Annotated in this window: 17 protein-coding genes; 9 read left to right on the top strand and 8 right to left on the bottom strand. The window is 63.1% G+C overall.

All coding sequences use genetic code 11. The features are described 5' to 3' along the window. The first annotated feature begins 3 nt into the window (after positions 1-3). The 5 genes from paaD to CDV46_RS05630 all read left to right on the top strand — a co-directional run bounded on the left by paaD (position 4) and on the right by CDV46_RS05630 (position 4,277). Positions 4-603, top strand: coding sequence for a 1,2-phenylacetyl-CoA epoxidase subunit PaaD (paaD, locus tag CDV46_RS05650; RefSeq protein ID WP_087721985.1), 600 nt, complete (start codon positions 4-6; stop codon positions 601-603). A 50-nt stretch (positions 604-653) separates the two neighbouring features. Beyond that, positions 654-1,742 carry a 1,2-phenylacetyl-CoA epoxidase subunit PaaE gene (paaE, locus tag CDV46_RS05645; RefSeq protein WP_087691154.1) on the top strand — a complete coding sequence of 363 codons (1,089 nt, stop codon included), beginning with the start codon at positions 654-656 and terminating at the stop codon, positions 1,740-1,742. 171 nt (positions 1,743-1,913) lie between these two features. Further along, positions 1,914-2,711, top strand: coding sequence for a DUF1835 domain-containing protein (locus CDV46_RS05640; protein WP_087721984.1), 798 nt, complete (start codon positions 1,914-1,916; stop codon positions 2,709-2,711). Positions 2,712-2,720: 9 nt separating this feature from the next. Next, on the top strand, positions 2,721-3,377 hold the full coding sequence (locus CDV46_RS05635; RefSeq protein WP_087721983.1) for a TetR/AcrR family transcriptional regulator: 657 nt from the start codon (positions 2,721-2,723) through the stop codon (positions 3,375-3,377). A 249-nt stretch (positions 3,378-3,626) separates the two neighbouring features. Further along, positions 3,627-4,277: a GNAT family N-acetyltransferase gene (locus tag CDV46_RS05630; RefSeq protein WP_087691149.1), complete on the top strand. Its 651-nt coding sequence runs from the start codon at positions 3,627-3,629 to the stop codon at positions 4,275-4,277. A gap of 127 nt (positions 4,278-4,404) precedes the next feature. Here the strand turns inward: CDV46_RS05630 and CDV46_RS05625 are convergent, their stop codons facing one another. Continuing rightward, positions 4,405-4,893 carry an Lrp/AsnC family transcriptional regulator gene (locus CDV46_RS05625; protein WP_087691147.1) on the bottom strand — a complete coding sequence of 163 codons (489 nt, stop codon included), beginning with the start codon at positions 4,891-4,893 and terminating at the stop codon, positions 4,405-4,407. Between the two features lie 324 nt (positions 4,894-5,217). Continuing rightward, positions 5,218-5,442 carry a hypothetical protein gene (locus CDV46_RS05620; RefSeq protein ID WP_058376429.1) on the bottom strand — a complete coding sequence of 75 codons (225 nt, stop codon included), beginning with the start codon at positions 5,440-5,442 and terminating at the stop codon, positions 5,218-5,220. A 609-nt stretch (positions 5,443-6,051) separates the two neighbouring features. Between CDV46_RS05620 and CDV46_RS05615 the strand changes: the two genes are divergently transcribed. Further along, complete coding sequence (locus CDV46_RS05615) at positions 6,052-9,618, top strand: indolepyruvate ferredoxin oxidoreductase family protein (protein ID WP_087721982.1); 3,567 nt, start codon at positions 6,052-6,054, stop codon at positions 9,616-9,618. 154 nt (positions 9,619-9,772) lie between these two features. On the opposite strand, the gene CDV46_RS05610 is transcribed toward CDV46_RS05615, so the two are convergent. Both CDV46_RS05610 and CDV46_RS05605 read right to left on the bottom strand, forming a co-directional pair. After that, positions 9,773-12,058: an NADP-dependent malic enzyme gene (locus CDV46_RS05610; RefSeq protein WP_058376431.1), complete on the bottom strand. Its 2,286-nt coding sequence runs from the start codon at positions 12,056-12,058 to the stop codon at positions 9,773-9,775. A 337-nt stretch (positions 12,059-12,395) separates the two neighbouring features. After that, positions 12,396-13,643: an MFS transporter gene (locus CDV46_RS05605; RefSeq protein ID WP_087691143.1), complete on the bottom strand. Its 1,248-nt coding sequence runs from the start codon at positions 13,641-13,643 to the stop codon at positions 12,396-12,398. Between the two features lie 301 nt (positions 13,644-13,944). On the opposite strand from CDV46_RS05605, the gene CDV46_RS05600 reads away from it, so the two are divergent. Then, positions 13,945-14,634 carry an orotate phosphoribosyltransferase gene (locus tag CDV46_RS05600; RefSeq protein WP_058376433.1) on the top strand — a complete coding sequence of 230 codons (690 nt, stop codon included), beginning with the start codon at positions 13,945-13,947 and terminating at the stop codon, positions 14,632-14,634. 104 nt (positions 14,635-14,738) lie between these two features. Next, a complete protein-coding gene (crcB, locus tag CDV46_RS05595) occupies positions 14,739-15,137 on the top strand; it encodes a fluoride efflux transporter CrcB (RefSeq protein ID WP_087721981.1) in 399 nt (132 codons plus the stop codon). Between the two features lie 6 nt (positions 15,138-15,143). Here crcB and CDV46_RS05590 read toward each other — a convergent pair whose 3' ends face one another. Beyond that, positions 15,144-15,971 (bottom strand): helix-turn-helix transcriptional regulator, encoded by an 828-nt coding sequence (locus CDV46_RS05590; protein ID WP_087721980.1) that lies wholly within the window; start codon positions 15,969-15,971, stop codon positions 15,144-15,146. Between the two features lie 173 nt (positions 15,972-16,144). Here CDV46_RS05590 and CDV46_RS05585 point away from each other — a divergent pair, with 173 nt between their 5' ends. Further along, entirely contained in the window at positions 16,145-16,954 is an 810-nt protein-coding gene (locus CDV46_RS05585) for a class I SAM-dependent methyltransferase (RefSeq protein WP_087721979.1), read from the top strand. Positions 16,955-17,043: 89 nt separating this feature from the next. On the opposite strand, the gene CDV46_RS05580 is transcribed toward CDV46_RS05585, so the two are convergent. From CDV46_RS05580 to panS, 3 genes are all read right to left on the bottom strand, one after another. Beyond that, positions 17,044-17,805 (bottom strand): peptidylprolyl isomerase, encoded by a 762-nt coding sequence (locus CDV46_RS05580; protein ID WP_087691136.1) that lies wholly within the window; start codon positions 17,803-17,805, stop codon positions 17,044-17,046. 65 nt (positions 17,806-17,870) lie between these two features. Further along, on the bottom strand, positions 17,871-18,431 hold the full coding sequence (locus CDV46_RS05575; protein WP_058376438.1) for a gamma carbonic anhydrase family protein: 561 nt from the start codon (positions 18,429-18,431) through the stop codon (positions 17,871-17,873). A 355-nt stretch (positions 18,432-18,786) separates the two neighbouring features. After that, positions 18,787-19,740: a ketopantoate/pantoate/pantothenate transporter PanS gene (gene panS, locus CDV46_RS05570; protein WP_087721978.1), complete on the bottom strand. Its 954-nt coding sequence runs from the start codon at positions 19,738-19,740 to the stop codon at positions 18,787-18,789. Positions 19,741-19,969: the final 229 nt, after the last annotated feature.

Here is a 19,969-nt window from a genome sequence, read left to right as displayed (position 1 = left end):
ACCATGCACACGCACCTCGACACGATCATGAATCTGCCGCTCACCCCGCCCGTCGCACCCGACGTGCTGACGCCGGCATCGGAAGCTTCGCTGCCGCTCGCGTGGCAGACGCTCGAATCGGTACCCGATCCCGAGATTCCGGTTGTGTCGATTCGCGAACTCGGCATTCTGCGCGACGTGCGCGTGGTGCAGAACGCGGATGACGTGACGTCGTTCGAGATCGTGATTACGCCGACGTACTCGGGGTGTCCGGCCATGCAACAGATCGCCGAAGACATCGACGCCGCGATGACGCGTGCGGGCCTCGGCCCGTGGCACATCAAGACCGTGCTGGCGCCCGCATGGACCACCGACTGGATCAGCCCGGAGGCCCGCGAGAAGCTGCGCGGCTACGGCATTGCGCCGCCTACGGGCGCGCATGCGGTGGCCGCCGACGCGCCGCGCAAGATCACGTTCTACGGCCGCCCGAAAGACGGCGTGCCGTGCCCGCATTGCGGTTCGAGCGACACGGAAGTGGTATCGGCGTTCGGCTCGACCGCGTGCAAGGCGCATTACCGTTGCCGCACGTGCCGCGAGCCGTTCGACTACTTCAAGCCCTATTGATTGATCCGATTGATCCCGACCGGCGGGTGCCGGCGGCAAGGAAGCCCACGATGACGACCCCGCAATTCCATTCGCTGACCATTCGCGAAATCCGTCCCGAGACCGCCGACGCCATCTCGATCGCGTTCACCGTGCCGGAAGCCCTGCGCGACGCCTACCGTTTCACGCAAGGCCAGTTCCTCACGCTCAAGACGCTGATCGAAGGCGAGGAAGCCCGCCGCTCGTACTCGATTTGCGTGGGTGTGCCCGACTACGAGGCGACCGGTGAATTGCGCGTGGGTATCAAGCGCGTGCCGGGCGGCAAGTTCTCGAACTTCGCCAACGACCAGTTGAAGCCGGGCCAGCAGATCGACGTGATGACGCCGGATGGCCGCTTCTTCACGCGTCTGTCGCCTGAGCATGCCAAGCATTACGTCGGCTTTGCCGGTGGCTCGGGCATTACGCCGATGCTCGCGCTCATCAAGACGACGCTGGCCTCGGAGCCGAACAGCCAGTTCACGCTCGTGTACGGCAACCGCTCGGTGCCGGCCATCATGTTCGCCGAAGCACTGGAAGATCTGAAGAACACGTATCTGGGCCGTCTGCGCCTGTATCACGTGCTCTCGGACGAAGCGCAGGAAGTCGAGTTGTTCAACGGCCTGCTCAATCAGGACAAGTGCTCGGCGTTTCTCGAGACGCTGATCCCGCCGTCGAGCATCGACGAAGCGTTCATCTGCGGCCCGGGCCCGATGATGGATGCCGCCGAAGCCGCGCTGGCCGCCGCTGGCGTCGCGAAGGAAAAGATCCACGTCGAGCGCTTCGGCGTGCCCACGTCGCAAGCCCCGGTGAAATCGGTGGTGATCACCGACGACACGCCGATGGCCGAACTGGTCGTCGTGATGGACGGCAAGGAGCGTCGTCTGCGCCAGCCGTACGAAGGTCAGAGCATTCTCGACACGGGTCTCGCGGCCGGACTGTCGCTGCCGTACGCCTGCAAGGGCGGCGTGTGCTGCACGTGCCGCGCCAAGGTGCTCGAAGGCGAAGTGGCGATGGAAAAGAACTACACGCTGGAAGATTACGAAGTCGAACAAGGTTTCGTGCTGACGTGCCAGGCACGTCCGTTGACGGAACGCGTGGTGGTCAGCTACGACGAGCGCTAAGCCCGCCGTTGGGCGCGCGGGGCGGTGAATTCTGTTGCCGCCCGGTGCGAACGCTCCCGATCGCTACGGCATCGCAACGGAATTTGCCTTGAAATGGTGCCAATGCGTCGATTATTCCCGGCATTACGGGAGCGTCAACCCGAGGTACCGGGAATACCGTAAACTACCGGCATGAATACCATCCATGTCGTCTGTGGCGATGTCGCCGCGCAGCAGTTACGCGCGGCGATGGCGCAAGCGCTTCGCGCCGACCCTGTCCTTGTCTTGCGTGACGATCTGGCCGTTGGCCCGTTGCGCGAAATCGACGAGAACGAGCGGCAACGCGCCGCCTTCTGGCAACGTGTCGTCCCCTCCGCCGGCCGCGATTATGCGGGTGAACTGCGCGAGGAACTGGCATCGCTGCAACGGTTGGTGGAAGGCGACAATGCGGTGGTTTGCTGGCACGGCGACAGTGCGTCCGATCAGCTCACGCTGCGGCGCGTGGCGTTCATGCTGCGCAACACCCCGGCGCGGCTGAATGAAATCGTGCTGCGCGCCACCGATCTGGCCCCGTCTGCCCAGACGGCGACGGCGCAGGATGCCAATCGCCGCACCAGCGTCGGCATGTACGCGCCGGATGTGCTGGCCGAGCGCTTCGCCCGTATCGCCCCGATTTCGCTGCTGCGGATCGGCCGGTTGTCACTGGAATGGCGTGCGCTCAAGCAAGTGAATACCCAAGTGCGCCGCTGGGTGCACAACACCTTCGAAGGTGCGACGTTTGCCGAAATCGACGATCAGATTCTCGATCGGGCGCCGGTGACGTGGATGCCGATGGCCGCGTTTCTCGGTGAAATGATGCCGCGCGTCGAAGGTTTTTTCGCGACCGACAGTTTTCTGCTCTGGCGCTGCCGCGAACTCGGTGCGGCGGGCCGGCTCGCGTTGCGCGGCGACACCACCGTGCCCGCAGCGTGCGATCTACGACTGGAGTAACCCCCGTTTATGGCACGTACCAAGGCGCCCGACCACGAGTCGCAGCGCGAACAGATTCTCGATGTCGCCGCCGAGGCCTTTGCCCGCGCGAGCTATCCCAGCACGTCGATGTCGGAACTGGCCGCCGCCTGCGGCACGTCGAAAGCCCGTCTCTACCACTACTACGCCAGCAAGGACGCCATCCTGTTCGACCTGCTCGACCGCTACACGCAGCGGCTGATGCTGATCGTCACGGAAGTCGAAGCCCTTGGCCAGCGGCGCGGGCTCTCCGAGCGCGAAACGTTTCATGAACTGATCCGGGCGTTTCTGGACGAGTACGAAACCTCGCAGACACGCCACATCGCGCTGCTCAACGACGTCAAATTCCTCAACGACGAACAGCGCGAAGTGGTGCTCAACCGCCAGCGCGATGTGGTCGGCGCGTTCTCCCGTCAGCTCTCGCGTGCGTTCCCCGAGCGCGTGGGCAAGCCCAATCAGACGGCGCTCACGATGATGCTGTTCGGCATGATCAACTGGACGTTCACGTGGCTCAAGCCGGGCGGGCGCATGCGCTACCGCGACTTCGCCGACGAAGTGATCGGTGTGCTCGAACACGGACTCGCCCAGCCGCTCCCCGAGGCGGCCGACACGACGGTCGCCACCTCGTCAGGCACTGCACAGGTCTGATCCTCACTTGAAGTGAGCGAACACTTACGACAGAAAGGGCGAATATCGCCCTTTCTTGTTGCTTCGCAACAACCCTTCCCTTGATGGCCTGACTCGAACTATCGAGAAAACACGCCATTCTTCAGGTACTTAGACGTTTCCTTCCACGGCGCACTTTTATTTCCTAGGGTTTTTACCTAGCCGTTCGGCTATAATTCTTTTGCGCCGCACAATTCAGTGCACGCTCGAAAGAACACCAAGGAATACGCCATGACTGCCCCGAACCACACGCCCGACGTCGCCCGCGCGACGGTTGCCGCCAACGAGCGGTCGAGCGTGCTGATTCGTGAGCTGACGTCGGGCGACATCCACCGCCTGCAACGCCACTTTCTGGCGCTCGGCGAAGAAGACCGCCTGCTGCGTTTCGGGCAGGCCGTCACCGACGACGTGATTACCCGCTACGTCGCCAGCCTCGACTTCTCGCGTGACAGCCTGCTCGGCGTCTACGACGACAATCTGGCACTGGTCGCGGTCGCCCACGTGGCACAGCTCCCCGAAGGCAAGAATGGCCGCGTGGCCGAATTCGGCGTCTCGGTACTGGAATCGGCCCGTGGCCGTGGTATCGGCTCGCGTCTGTTCGAACGTGCCTCCATCCACTGCCGCAACAAGCGCGTCGATACGCTGTACATGCACTGCCTCTCGCGCAACGCCCGCATGATGCGCATCGCGAAGAAGGCCGGCATGGAAATCAACTATGCCTACGGCGAAGCCGACGGTTACCTCAGCCTGCCGCCCGCCGACACACAGTCGATGCTGTCGGAAATGATGCAGGATCAGGTCGCTGCGTTCGATTACGCGATCAAGCGTCAGGTGCGTAACGCGCGACGTCTGCTCGGCGCCATTCTGCCGAACGCCGCTTGATTCGACTCGTCGCCACAGATCAGCAGACCCGCAGCACGGCAAAACAAAAAACCGGCCAAATTGGCCGGTTTCTTTTTTGTCCCGTCAGAATGACGAATCACCGGGCACCCTGCGGCCACAGCACGGATCAGGGCAGCGGTAACGCCGTGGTTTCCTTGAGCTGATCGAGTACGAAGCTGGTCTTCACATCGACCACACTGGGATGCATGAGCAACTGCTTTTGCATGAACCGCGAAAAGTGCGTCATGTCACCGACGTGCACGCGCAGCAGATAGTCCATGTCGCCGGCCATCGCATAGCAACCGACGACCTCCGGCCACGTGTCGACCACATCGCGGAAGTGTTCGTTGACCGTGCCGCCCTGCGCATCGCCGGGATGCCGCTTGTCGAGCCGCACGTTGACGTACGCCAGCAGGCCGAGCCCCAGCCGTGTGGGTTCCAGCAGGGCAACGTAGCCACGGATGACGCCGGCCTCTTCCAGACGCCGGATGCGACGCAGGCAAGGGCTCGGCGAGAGCCGTACCTGCTCGGCGATTTCGAGGTTGGATAATCGGCCATTGCTTTGCAGCAATCCGAGAATCCGGCGGTCGATCTTATCCAATTCGAGTTTTGGCACATCTCCCCCTGATTTTGATATTTATAAGCAATGATATTGCGTCAAAATACGAAAATCATAAAGTCATCACCCTGTTTACCCGATTACAAGACATTACAAGACAGTTCAGGGCAAGACTTCAGGGAATCGCATTCGCCGCGCCGCGAAAACACGCCAATCGGCCCCAATAAAAAAGGCGCCAGCCTCATCGGTCGGCGCCCTGTGGTGTTGGGCGGCGTCACTCGAGGGTGACGCACTCGTGGTGTGTCTGGGGTCCGGCTTCGCAGCGCCTTATGCGCTCACGTCGGAACAGCCTGCCCCGTTTGCCGTTTCGCCGGCGACGGCTTAACGGCGCTGAAATTCTCGCGGATCGATCGTGCGCTGGTCGAGCGGGCCTTCGTACCGTTGCGGCTGCTGCGTGGTGCGCAGCGGCGGCGTGACAGCCACGGTAACGGGGGTGGGTTCGGCCGCCTTGTCGCGTGCCAGTTCATCGGCACGTGCGACGCTCACTTCCAGGGTCAGAAACGAAGCGGAAACCAGCAGGAATTTGGCGATGTTTCGTTGATTCACAGTGACTCCTTCTTTCGTGTTGCTTGGGTGCTTCCTTGCGTACTTCTTAAACGCAATGTCGTTTTCCATCTGTCGGGTAACGCAACTTAGTGTGCATTCTGCCCTGCCCGTTCCCGATCGCCGACAGGCGTTACACGTTGTTACCCGCGTGTCAGAAACCACCGACAAGCGTACCTTTGCCGACATAATCGCGACACAATCCCGCCATTTTGCTGCGGAATCCGAAAAACACCACGCGTCACGATGCCGCATCTGCCACCCCATATTGGGATGATGCACATGGGCGCAAAGGGAGGGTTTACGCCAGCTATATGACGTTTACGTAAACGTCAGAATCCTCGCTATACTGCCCTCGATCGACAACTCGGCTGACACCGGAACAACGTCGCTGCGCGGGCATCATGCCCATCGGGCGACGCCATGACGCCGGTGCTAACATAGTTGCGACTGGTAACAGCATCACGAAAAAAGGCCCCGCTCACGGAGTGACATCGTTCACCCTTGGGACATTAGAGAGGCCTGTGTCACCACCGCCGTCCTGCTTCACGAGAGCGGGGGGGCAGGAAGTTTTGGCGATCCCAAAATCAGTGAGAGTGAGGAGCACACCCCATGAACGCCCCCGTCAATCCGAGCTTGCTGGCCGCGCTGGAGTCGGTCACGCTCGACGACAAATACACGCTCGAGCGCGGTCGCGCTTACATGAGCGGCATCCAGGCCCTGGTCCGACTACCGATGTTGCAGCAGGCCCGCGATGCAGCGGCCGGGCTCAACACCGCGGGTTATATTTCGGGCTATCGCGGCTCGCCGCTCGGCGGCCTGGATCTGTCGCTATGGAAGGCCAAGCAGCACCTCGCCGGCCATAACATCGTCTTTCAGCCCGGTCTGAACGAAGACCTCGCGGCCACCGCCGTCTGGGGCTCGCAGCAAGTCAATCTGTATCCCGCCAAGTTCGATGGCGTGTTTTCCATGTGGTACGGCAAGGGGCCCGGCGTCGACCGCTCCATGGACGTACTCAAACACGGCAACTCGGCAGGCTCGTCGAAACACGGTGGCGTACTGGTACTCGCCGGTGACGACCACGCGGCCAAATCCTCCACCCTCGCGCACCAGTCCGAACACGTCTTCAAGGCGGCCGGTATCCCTGTGCTGTATCCGTCGAACGTGCAGGAGTATCTCGACTACGGTCTGCATGGCTGGGCCATGAGCCGTTACTCGGGCCTGTGGGTCGCGATGAAGTGCGTGACGGACGTGGTCGAATCGTCGGCCTCGGTGATGATCGATCCGCACAACGTCGACATTCGACTGCCGAACGACTTCATCATGCCGCCTGACGGCCTGAACATCCGCTGGCCCGATCCGCCGCTGGTGCAGGAAGCGCGGATGATCGACCACAAGTGGTACGCCGCCCTCGCCTACGTTCGCGCCAACAAGCTAGACCGCGTGACGATCGATTCCGACAACGCGCGCTTCGGCATCATGACCGGCGGCAAGGCGTATCTCGACGTGTGTCAGGCGCTCGCCGATCTGGGGCTCGACGAAGCCACGTGCCAGCGCATCGGCATTCGTCTCTACAAAGTGGGTTGTGTGTGGCCGCTCGAAGCGCAGGGTGCGCGCGCGTTTGCACAGGGCTTGCAGGAAATTCTCGTGGTCGAGGAAAAGCGTCAGATCCTCGAATATCAGATCAAGGAAGAGCTGTACAACTGGCGCGACGACGTGCGCCCGCGCGTGTACGGCAAGTTCGACGAGAAGGACGGTGCAGGCGGCGAATGGTCGGTGCCGATGGCCAACTGGCTGCTGCCCGCGCATTACGAACTTTCGCCCGCATTGATCGCGAAAGCGATCGCCACGCGTCTGGAAAAATTCGAGTTGCCGAGCGACGTGCGCGATCGCATCAACACACGCCTCAAGGTCATCGAAGCCAAGGAGCAAGCGCTCGCCAAGCCGCGCGTGGCTGCCGAGCGCAAGCCGTGGTTCTGCTCAGGCTGTCCGCACAACACTTCGACGAACGTGCCGGAAGGCTCGCGCGCCATCGCAGGCATCGGCTGTCACTACATGACCGTGTGGATGGACCGCAAGACCGACACCTTCTCGCAAATGGGCGGCGAAGGCGTGCCTTGGATCGGTCAGGCGCCGTTCTCGTGCGACGAACACATCTTCGCGAATCTTGGCGACGGCACCTACTTCCACTCGGGCTTGCTCGCGATTCGCGCGGCGATCTCGTCGAAGGTCAACATCACCTACAAGATTCTCTACAACGATGCCGTCGCGATGACGGGCGGCCAGCCGGTCGACGGCACGTTGAGCGTGCCGCAGATCGTGGCGCAGGTGGCTGCCGAAGGCGCCGAGAAGATCGTCATCGTGACCGATGAGCCCGAGAAGTACGAGGGCGTGAAGTTGGTTGGCGATGTGCCCATCTACCATCGCAGCGAACTCGATCGCGTGCAGCGCGAACTGCGGTTGGTCAAAGGCACGACGATTCTCGTCTACGACCAGACGTGTGCCACCGAGAAGCGCCGCCGTCGCAAACGCGGCGCGTATCCCGACCCGGCCAAGCGTGTCGTGATCAACGAGGCCGTCTGCGAAGGCTGCGGCGATTGCTCGGTGAAGTCGAACTGCCTGTCGGTCGAACCGCTGGAAACGGAATTCGGCACGAAGCGCCAGATCAACCAGTCGACCTGCAACAAGGACTTTTCGTGCCTGAACGGTTTCTGCCCGAGCTTCGTGACGGTGGAAGGCGGTCAGCTGCGCAAGCCCAAGACGGCCAAGGTCGATAACGAAGGTCTGCCGCCGCTGCCCGAACCGGCACTCCCGCAAATCACGCGTCCGTACGGCATTCTTGTCACGGGCGTAGGTGGCACGGGTGTCGTGACCATCGGCGGCCTGCTCGGTATGGCGGCGCATCTGGAAAACAAGGGTGTCACCACGCTCGACGTGACCGGCTTGGCGCAAAAGGGTGGCGCGGTGACGAGCCACGTGCAGATTGCCCTGCAACCGGAAGACATTCACGCCACGCGTATCGCCATGGGCGACGCGCGCGTGGTGATCGGTTGCGACGCGATCACCACGGCAGGCGACGACACGCTCTCACGCGTGCAGCACGGTGTGACGAACATCGTGGTGAACAGCGCCCACACGCCGACGGCCGACTTCATCCGCAACCCGAACTGGCGTTTCCCGGGATCGAGCACGGAGAACGATATCCGCGCCGCCGCCGGTGACAACGTCGATTTCGTCGATGCGAATCACCTCGCGCTGCGTCTGCTCGGCGACACGATCTACACCAACCCGTTCGTGCTGGGCTTCGCGTGGCAGAAGGGCTGGGTACCGCTCTCGTACGCTGCACTCACGCGCGCCATCGAACTCAACGGCGTGTCGATCGAGAAGAACAAGCAGGCGTTCGAATGGGGACGCCGTGCCGCGCACGATCTCGCCAGCGTGCGCAAGCTCGCCCAGCAGGGGGAAACGCCGGAGTCGTCAGCCGCCGGCGGCAAGCTGATCACGCTGCACTCGCCCAAGGCGCTCGACGCGCTGATTCAACGCCGCTACGACCAACTGGTGGCGTATCAGGATCGTGCGTATGCCGAGCGCTTCAAGCAGACGGTCGATCGCGTGCGCACTGCCGAGTCGGCCATCGATAACGGCGCTTCGCAAATGCCGCTGACTGAGGCAGTTGCCCGCGCGCTCTACAAGCTCATGGCCTACAAGGACGAGTACGAAGTGGCGCGCCTGTACACCGACCCGGCTTTCATGAAGAAGCTGAACGAGCAGTTCGAAGGCGACTTCTCGGTGCACTTCCACCTGGCGCCGCCGTCGCTTGCCAAGCACGACGACAAGGGGCATCTGATCAAGCAGTCCTACGGCCCGTGGATGATGAAAGCATTCGGCGTGCTGGCGAAGTTCAAGGGCCTGCGCGGCGGCGCGTTCGACATCTTCGGCCGCACGGAAGAGCGTCGCACCGAGCGTGCGCTGATTGGTGAGTACGAGGCACTGGTGAACGAACTGATCTCGCACCTGAACGAGCGCAACACCTCACTGGCCGTGCAATTGGCTGAACTGCCGCAAGAGATTCGCGGTTATGGCCACGTGAAGGACCAGAACCTCGCGGCCACCCGCATCAAGTGGACGAAGCTGCTCACACAGTTCCGCGATGGCAATGCGCATCGCGTTGCGGCCTGAAAGTCCGTTTAGCCTGAGCCTGTGCCGATAGCATCACCTGCATCAGAAGCCGCATGAAAAATCCCGCCAGCGCGTAAGCGACTGGCGGGATTTTTTTATCCTGCACTGACAGACACGCGCACCGGATCCACCCGGCGGCGTGTCCGTCAGATCATCAACGAACCACGTTGGCAGCAGCCACGGCGGTCATGTTGATGATGCGGCGCACGGTGGCGGCCGGCGTCAGGATGTGAACCGGCTTGGCGCAGCCGAGCAGGAACGGACCGACCGTCACGCCTTCACCGCCCGTCATCTTGAGCAGGTTGTACGTGATGTTGGCCGCTTCCACGTTCGGCATGACCAGCAGGTTGGCTTCGCCGGACAGACGCGAGGCCGGGTAAGCGGCGCGACGCACCGATTCCGACAGCGCGGCGTCGCCGTGCATTTCGCCGTCCACTTCCAGCGACGGCGCACGGGCAGCGAGCAGTTCGCAGGCGCGCGCCATGCGTTGTGCCGATGCCGACTTCACGCTGCCAAAGTTCGAGTTCGAGAGCAGCGCCACCTTCGGGGCGATACCGAAGCGCTCGATTTCCTTGGCGGCGAGCACCGTCATCTCGGCGAGTTGCTCCGACGTCGGCGTCTCGTTCACGTACGTGTCGCTGATGAACAGGTTGCGCTTCTCAAGCATCAACAGGTTCATGGCGGCGTAGTTGCTCACGCCTTCGGCACGGCCCAGCACCTGATCGACCACGTCGAGGTGACGGTGGTACGTATCGATCATGCCGCAGATCATGCCGTCGGCTTCGCCCAGATGCACGAGGATCGAACCGATCAGCGTGTTGTCCTTGCGCATGGCCGCCTTCGCCACTTCCGGGGTCACGCCGTGACGGGCGCCCAGGTTGTGATATTCCTGCCAACAACGCTGATAGCGCGCGTCGTCTTCCGGATTCACGATCTCAAAGTCGACGCCCGGCTTGAGCTTCGAGCCGATCTTTTGCAGACGCATTTCGACCACGGCCGGACGGCCGATGATGATCGGCTTGGCGATGCGCTCGGCCAGCACGAACTGGGCAGCGCGCAGTACGCGTTCGTCTTCGCCTTCGGCGAACACGATGCGGGCAGCCGTATCGGCGGCGAAACGGGCACGTGCGGCGGCAAACACCGGACGCATGATGAAGCCCGTGCGGTACACCGTGCCACCGAGTTGCTCGCGGTAGGCGTCCATGTCCTTGATCGGACGCGTCGCCACGCCCGAGTCCATCGCGGCTTGCGCGACGGCCGGTGCGATCTTGATGATCAGACGCGGATCGAACGGCTTCGGAATGATGTATTCCGGACCGAATTCGAGCGACTGGCCTTCATAGGCGCGCGCGACTTCTTCGCTCTGCTCTTCTTCCTGCGCCAGTTCGGCGATGGCGCGCACGGTGGCGAGCTTCATCTCTTCCGTAATGGTCGTCGCGCCCACGTCGAGCGCGCCGCGGAAGATGAACGGGAAGCACAGCACGTTGTTCACCTGATTCGGATAGTCCGAACGGCCGGTGGCCACGATGCAATCCGGGCGGGCAGCCTTGGCGATTTCCGGGCGAATTTCCGGCTCGGGGTTGGCGAGCGCAAGAATCAGCGGGCTCGGGCCCATGGTCTTGACCATGTCGCCGGTGAGCACGCCTGCGGTCGAGCAGCCGAGGAACACGTCGGCACCGTTGCTCGCATCAGCCAGCGTGCGGGCTTCGGTCGCCACGGCGTAGCGCGCCTTGCTCTCGTCGAGCTTGTCGCGGCCGGTGTGAATCACGCCCTTCGAGTCGAGAACCAGAATGTTCTCTTTCTTCAGGCCCAGATTCACCAGCAGGTCCAGACAGGCAATCGCGGCAGCGCCGGCGCCCGAGCAGACCAGCTTCACGTTGCCGATGTCCTTGCCCACGACCTTCAGGCCGTTGAGGATAGCGGCCGACGCGATGATGGCGGTACCGTGCTGATCGTCGTGGAAGACGGGGATCTTCATGCGCTCGCGCAGCTTCTTCTCGATGTAGAAGCACTCGGGCGCCTTGATGTCTTCGAGGTTGATGCCGCCGAGCGTCGGCTCGAGCATGGCGATCGCTTCGACGAGCTTGTCCGGGTCATGTTCGGCGAGTTCGATGTCGAACACGTCGATGCCGGCGAACTTCTTGAACAGGCAGCCCTTGCCTTCCATCACCGGCTTGGCGGCGAGCGGGCCGATGTTGCCCAGACCCAGCACGGCGGTACCGTTGGTAATCACGCCCACGAGGTTGCTGCGCGACGTGTAGCGGTTGGCGGCGAGGGGGTCTTCGGCGATCGCTTCGCAGGCGTAGGCCACACCCGGTGAGTAAGCCAGCGACAGATCGATCTGGTTCGACAGCGGCTTCGTCGGCGTCACCGAGATTTTGCCCGGGCGGGGAAATTCGTGGTACGCCAGCGCGCTTTCTTTCAAGTCAGGTTTGTCCATATCTCGATACCTAAATACAGGGCGACGGCCGGGCGTCGGCCACCCGAGGGTAGCGCGCAGGCACGGCAGTCTTGTGACGGATCACGGCGGGAAGAGCCAACCGGAGGGATTCGGCGATTTTGTCGCTGACGGTGTTCTTCGCTGCGCGGCGGCGTGATGGCCCCCGCTCCCCCGGGTCTTGCATACCGCGCTCGCGCGCGTCAGACCAAGGGCTTGCGGCGCGCCGGACGCACCGCAGGACGCAAAGTGTACACCTTGCGCCAAAAGCTTGATGGCAGTGCACGGCAACCCGTTCTGACGGTTTACCGGGCACTGCGAATCTGTCGATTATCCGGAATCAGGAAAGCGCCTCGCCGCGACGCTCCGGAATCAGGAACAGCGTGGCAATGATGTCGAGCACGTAAATGCTGGCGAGAAACACGAGCGCCATCTTGAACGAGTACGCCGCGGCCAGTGCGCCGACCGCGAGCGGGCCGAAGCCGCCCACGGCACGGCCGATGTTGAACAGCACGTTCTGCGCCGTAGCGCGCGCCGCCGTCGGGTACAGCTCCGAGATCAGTGCGCCGTAGCCGCCGATCATCCCGTTCACGAACATGCCCATCACGGCTCCGCCGATCAGCAGCGCGAACTGCGATTGCAACTGCGCGTAGACGAACACCATCACGACCGCACCGATCTGGTAGCCGATGAACGTCGGGCGGCGGCCGAAGCGATCGGCCAGACGGCCGAACAGCCAGATGCCGAACGCCATGCCGAGCACGGTCACCGCCGTCCACATCGCCGACTTGGTAAGCGAATAACCGAACGCCTTCGACAGATACGACGGCATCCAGATCATCAGGCCGTAATAGCCGAAGTTCTGCACGGAACACAGGATGGCCACGCCGAGGCTCGCACGCGTGGTCGCGCAGTCCTTCACCAGCAGCTTGAGCGGCGCGTGTTCACGCGGCTGCTTCTGTTGTGCGATGAACAGCTCCGGCTCGCCCAGCGTGCGGCGCATGATGAACGACACCACCGCCGGCAGCAGGCCGACCGCGAACATGCCGCGCCAGCCGATGACCGGCAGCAGCACCGGCGTGAGCAACGCAGCGGCGAGCACCCCGGCTTGCCAGCCCAGCCCCACGAACGACGACGCGCGGGCGCGCCGTGCCGGTGCGCAGGCTTCTGCGGCCAGCGCCATGCCGATGCCGAACTCGCCGCCCAGACCGATCCCGGCGATGGTGCGATACGCGAGCAGGTCCCAATAGCCTTGGGCAAGCGCGCACATCCCGGTGAAGACCGCGAACAGCAGAATCGTCCACGAGAGCACGCGCACGCGGCCGTAGCGATCGGAGAGCATGCCGAAGACGAGACCGCCCACGACGGCGCCGATGAGCGTCCACGTCACGAGTGCGCCCGACTGCGCGCTGGTCAGCGACAGGTCAGCGGCAATCGCGGGAAGAATGAAGCCGAGAATCAGCAGGTCGAAGCCGTCCATCGCGTAACCGACGGCCGACGCCCAGAGGGCCCGGTTGGCATAACCGTTGTCTTGCGCGTGGCCCGGCACGGCGCTCGCGGCGGGGAATGACGTTGAATCGTTGGACATGTTGGCGGCTCCGGCCGGCGTATGAAATTCGGCGAGAGTGTATGCCTGTCATAAACCGTCGGCAACTGTCTCTTTTTTTGGACTCATCTATCGGGACAGATTTTTCATATGCGCCGTGCGGTCACTCCGGGCGTATGTGGCGGCAAGAAAATATACGCTCCGTGCATAATTGACCGCTCGATTGCTGAATGTTGTGGCATAATTCGCGTTTAAGCGCCGGTCCGCCGTGCCGACCTGTCGCGCTGAACCTGATTTCCCCCTGCTGCCCGCACGGCGTGCAGCTATGCAAAGGATCCGCATCATGATTGGCATCGACCGCCAGGCGATCTCCGACATCACCGCCAAAATCCTGCTCGAAGTGGGCGCGGTGCATTTCAACGCTGAGAAGCCGTACATCTTCACCTCGGGCTGGGCCAGCCCGGTCTACACCGATTGCCGCAAGCTCATCTCGTACCCGCGCGTGCGCCGTACGCTGATGGACTTCGCAGAAGCCGTGCTCATCGAAGACGTCGGCTGCGAGCAGTTCGACACGGTCGCCGGCGGTGAAACCGCAGGCATTCCGTTCGCTGCCTGGATCGCCGACAAGCTGATGCTGCCGATGCAGTACGTGCGCAAAAAACCGAAGGGTTTTGGCCGCAATGCCCAGATCGAAGGCGATCTGCCGGAAGGCTCGCGCGTGCTGCTGGTCGAAGACCTGACGACCGACGGCCGCAGCAAGATCAACTTCTGCAAGGCGCTGCGCGAAGCCGGTGCGAGCGTGAACCACGTGTTCGTGATCTTCCACTACGACATCTTCCCGGAGAGCCGTCAGGTGTTGAAGGACATCGACGTGCAACTGCACTCGCTCGCGACGTGGTGGGACGTGCTGCGCGTGGCCAAGCAGCAGAACCACTTCGACACGAAGACGCTGGATGAAGTCGAGAAATTCCTGAACGCACCGGCCGAATGGTCGGGTGCACACGGTGGCGCAACGTCCTTCCCGAAGGACTGAGCGACCGTGGCAATGCCCGCAATGCCCGTAGTATTCGCTTGAGAGGCGAGGACGGCCGGCCCCGAACAGGGTCGGCCGTTTTGTTATCTGCCAGGGGAAAACCTATGTTTGCTTCGGTCGTTGCCATCAGCGTGGGCGCCGCGCTCGGGGCGCTGCTGCGCTGGGCGTTGAGCGTACAGTTCAACGCCATTCTGCCGACGCTTCCGCTCGGCACGCTCGCCGCCAATCTTGGCGGCGGCTACCTGATCGGTGTTGCGGTCGCGCTGTTCAGCCAGTTTCCGTCGATCCCCGCCGAATGGCGGCTGCTGATCGTCACCGGCTTTCTCGGTGGTCTCACCACATTCTCGACCTTCTCGGCGGAAGTCACGACGCTGCTGCGCGACGGACAACTCGGCTGGGCGTCGATGACGGTCGTGGCCCACGTGGCGGGCTCGCTCCTGATGACGCTGCTCGGCATGGCGAGTGCGACGTACCTCGTGCAGTGGATGCGGCCGGCGGCGTAACTCCCCCTACGCCAGCAACATCACCAGCTTCACGTCATCGTGACCGGAGAGCCGGAACGTCACCTGCGCAAAGTCGATCTCGCCGCGCGTCGGATGATGAAAGCCACGGCGGCCGCCTTCACGCTCCACCACATCCTGCTGCGACCAAAGCGCCGCAAACACGGCACTTTCGCGCTGCAACGCGTCGGTCAGCGCGCGCACCGGCAAATCGTCCAGATACGCACTGCACTCGGCGCGAAACTCGGCCACTATGCGCCGCGCGCGGCTCGGCCAGTCCTGAATCAGGGTCTGCGCGCCGACATCGAGAAAGATGTAGCGCAGCAGATTCTTCGGCCCCGGTGCGTCGAGCCAGCCACGGAAGATGTCGGTCGCCGCGTCGTTCCACGCCAGCACATCCCAGCAGCGATCCAGCGCGTACGCGGGTGCCGCCACGGCAGCGACAGCGGCTTGCACTTGTGCTGCCGCGTGGTGCGGCAGCGGCTCGGCACCGCGCTCGGGATCGCGTTTTCCTGCAAGATCGAACAGGTACGAGCGCTCTGCGCGCGAGAGTCGCAACGCACTCGCCACCGCCGACAACGCCCCCACCGAAATCGATACCTCGCGCGCCTGTTCGATCCACGTGTACCAAGTGGAGGACAATCCGGACAACTGCGCCACTTCTTCGCGGCGCAATCCCGGTGTGCGGCGGCGGCCGATCGGCGGCAGACCGACGGCGGCCGGGGTGAGGCGCTCGCGATGCGCGCGCAGAAAGTCGCCCAATGCGCGGCGCTGGCTGGCAGCACCCCGGGCGTCGTCGGCGGCATGCCGTTGGGTCGTGGCGTCGGGTGAGGTCATGATAGGGGTAGTTTTCATACCAGGATAAATGGACAACTTGTACCGGTATCGACGAACCATTATCGTGAGTCACATCGAGGTTGCGCAAGCACGAATACAGGGTCTCCCCGTCATCGGCATGCCCCGGCCCGACCCCACAAACATGACGACTGTCCATTCGAAGGAGACGCCCCGTGAGCGACGCTAATCGCCCCACTTCCTCGTCAGCGCCCCCCGCAGCGCACGACGCCCACAACGCGGTCGTCACCGGCCAGTTCGGCCCGCAGGCATCGGCGTATCTGACGAGCGCCAACCACGCGCAGGGTGCCGACCTCGAACAACTCGCGGCCATCGCCCGTGCACACCCGAACGCCCAAGTGCTCGATCTGGGCTGCGGCGCCGGTCACGTGAGCTTCTTCACCGCGCCGTTTGCGGCCCGTGTTGTCGCCTATGACTTGTCTGCCGACATGCTCGGCGTCGTGGCCGGCGAAGCGGCCAAGCGCGGTTTGACGAATATCGAAACGCAACTCGGCGCGGCCGAATCGCTGCCGTTCGACGACGCGAGCTTCGACCTCGTGTTCAGCCGTTACAGCGCCCACCACTGGGCCGACGTCGGTGCCGCGTTGCGCGAGATGCGCCGCGTGTTGAAGCCGGGCGGCCGTGTCGTAATCTGTGATGTCGCCTCCACCGGCCAACCGCTGTTCGACACGTATCTTCAGGCGGTCGAAGTATTGCGCGATACGTCACACGTGCGTGATTACGCGGTGGGCGAATGGCTGACGATGGCAGCAAATGCCGGCTTCTCGGTGGCATCGCTCACGCCGCGCACGCTCGATCTCGACTTCAAGACGTGGACGACGCGCATGCGCACCCCCGAGCCGATGCAAGTCGCGATTCGCGCGCTGCAAACGGCCATGGCCGACGACGTGCGGCGACACTTCCGCATTCAGGACGACGGCTCGTTCACGCTTGATACCGTCACGCTGGAATTCATCGCCGGCTGACGACCCAAGGTTCGTCATGACCCAATGAAAATGGGGCGCTCCCGCAAGAGCGCCCCATCTTTTTTTTGCCTTCGACTTCACGCGACGACTTACTGCAACAGCCGCGCGCCGTCGCCATCGTTAGCACCGCTGATTTCCGCCGCCCCGGCGAGCAGCGCCACATAGTGACGAAGCGCGCGCGTGCGGGCGTTTTCATACAGCTGCGCCGCGATGCGATCGGCCACGCGTTCGAATGGCGGCATGCGGCCTTTCACGCGCCGCTCGATACGCACGACGTGAAAGCCGTAACGCGTATTCACCAGCCGTGGCAGCACGCCGAGCCGGTCACCGCAGAACAACACCAGCTCGAACTCGGGCGCGCCACTGCCGCGCGTGAGCATCCCGAGACTGCCGCCGCTTCGCCCCGAAGGACAATCCGACTCGCTCGCCGCGAGCGACTCGAAGGCAGCGGGCTCGACACGCAGCCGGTCGAGCGTCGCCTGCGCTCGCGACAGCGTGACCGAGAGCGGAACCCCGGCCGACAGCGCAAACAGGATGTGGCTCGCCTGCACCTGATCGCCCACGCGGAATTGCCCCGCATGTTCGTGGAAGTACGCACGGCATTCGGCTTCAGTGGGTCGCCGCACATGCACATCGCGGGTGAAGAGCGCATCGACAATCGCGTCGTCGCTCGCGCCGGCCATTTCAGCATCACCGAGCAACCGCAGGTCACGCACGCGTTGCCGCAGCAACTCGCGACTCACGAGGGCGTGCTGGGCCGCCGTTTCCGGGTCGGCCGCGTCACGATGCTGATCGATCTCATCGGCGACGCGGCGTGCGTCGATGACAATCCCGTTGACGCTCAAAGACATGACGAACTCCTGCAAATGCTCAGAGGCCGGCGCTCACTCGCAATGACCCACACTCACGTTCGTACTCAGAACTCGTTCTGAATACGACGATAAGCGCGTGCCAGTTGCACGTTCGTGCGGCTCACCGATTCGGAGAACTCGCGCGCGTCGACAGTGACTTTCGGAATGGTCGCGAGATCGGTCTCGCGGCTGATGTGTGTGGTCGAGGGAATGTAGAAGTTCTCGGGAATATCGCGCCCGTCGACCACGCTGTTGTGTCGCACCACCACGCCGTCGTGCACGACGCAGTTGAACAACACCGAGTTGAAACCGATGAATACGTTGTTACCGATCACACACGGGCCATGCACGATAGAGCGATGGGCAATCGAAGTGTTCTCGCCAATGGTCACGCGTGCGCCGTCTTTCGAATGGATCACGACCCCGTCCTGAATATTGGAATTGGCGCCGATTACGATCGGCTCCATCTTGCCGCCCTCGTCGACTTCATCGGCACGCAATACGGCGTAGGGTCCGATGAAGACGTTCTCGCCGACGATGATCTTGCCGCACAAAATGGCCGTCGGATCGATGAACGAGGTTTCATGCACGACGGGGAAATCCCCGCTCGGATTCTTTCGCAACATTGATGAATGACTCCAGACCGCTCGCTCGTAAGCCCGGGCCCTGCGGACAGCCGCGTCGCGTACGTGCGCGATGCATCGCTGCCTGAAACGGCCTCGTCGGAATACGCCCTGTGGGCAAGCGGGGGAAAGGGAACACGGACAGGCGCCGTGGTACAGATTCTCTCACCGCCGCGAACGGTATAACGTTGTTGTAGGCGATGAGAGACAGAAAGGCAAATGCCCGCGATGACGGTGCGGGCAGCCGTTGCGCGCCGCACACAAGCGTGTGTAGCACGAGAAAAACGCGGTTCGCTACGCGATGGCCGAAGTAATGAACCGCCTGGCGAACTATCTGGCGAGCAGCTTCCTGTGCGACTTAATGTGCAGCGCGCGTCGGTGCGGCTTGCGCATCGTTGGCAGTACCCGTCGGGCGGCCGCGCCAGTAGCCGGCAAGCAGCGAACCGGACAGGTTGTGCCAGACCGAGAACAAGGCCCCCGGCAGCGCCGCCAGCGGCGTGAAATACAGCTTGCCGAGCGTGGCCGCGAGCCCCGAATTCTGCATGCCCACTTCGATCGCGAGCGTGCGGCAGATCGATTCGTCGAAGCCGAGCAGACGTCCGCCCCAGTAGCCGCCAAGCAGGCCCAGACCGTTGTGCAGCACAACGCCGAGCATCACCAACGGACCCACCGTGGCAATGTTGCCCTGATTGGCGCCCACCACCGCACCGATGATCAGCACGATCGCGACCATCGAGACCAGCGGCAGATAGCTCTCCACCGCACGCACGGCACGGTTGAAGAAGCGGTTGATGAGCAGCCCCGCGCCAATCGGCAGCGCGACGATTTGCAGAATCGAGAGCAGCATGCCTTCCACGTCCACCGAGATCGACGCGTCCACATACAGGCGCGTGAGCAGCGGCGTGGCGAACACGCCCACCAAAGTGGACATGGCGCTGATGGTGACCGACAGCGCCACGTCGCCCCGCGCGAGATAAATCATGACGTTCGACGCCGTGCCGCTCGCCACGCTGCCCACGAGCACCATGCCGGCGGTCAGATCGGGCGGCATATGCAGTACGCGCGCGATCACCCAGGCGGCTAGCGGCATCACGAGGTAATGCAGCACCACGCCTGCGACGATTGGGGCGGGACGTGTAAAGACACGTTTGAAGTCGTCGAACGTGAGCGTGACGCCCATCGCGAACATCACGACGGTCAGCAGCGCGGTGACGTGCGGCGTGACGCCGGAGAAGCTGGCCGGCGAAAAGTAAGCGGCAACGGGGAGCAGCAGGGCCCACAACGGGAACAAGCGGGTGACACGGGCGATCATGAGATCCTCGGAGAACGGAAATGCGGCGCGCGAACTGGCGAGTCCATGCGCCCTCGTTCCCTGAGAGGTCATCGCACCTGCCACACCCGGGCCGCCGGGCGCAAAAGGTTAATATTTTACTTAATTTGCGCCAGCCACTTCTCGAGGACTCCCCGAACGGGTTCGGCGTGCGCGTCGGGCACGCGCGCGGCACGATACTTCGAGGCCCAATGAAAACGGGCCTGACGAG

This window comes from Pandoraea sp. PE-S2T-3, from assembly GCF_002179965.1.
Taxonomy (GTDB): Bacteria; Pseudomonadota; Gammaproteobacteria; order Burkholderiales; family Burkholderiaceae; genus Pandoraea.
The sequence above is the reverse complement of the archived record's forward strand: the minus strand, read 5'-3'. Positions and strand labels throughout refer to the sequence as shown.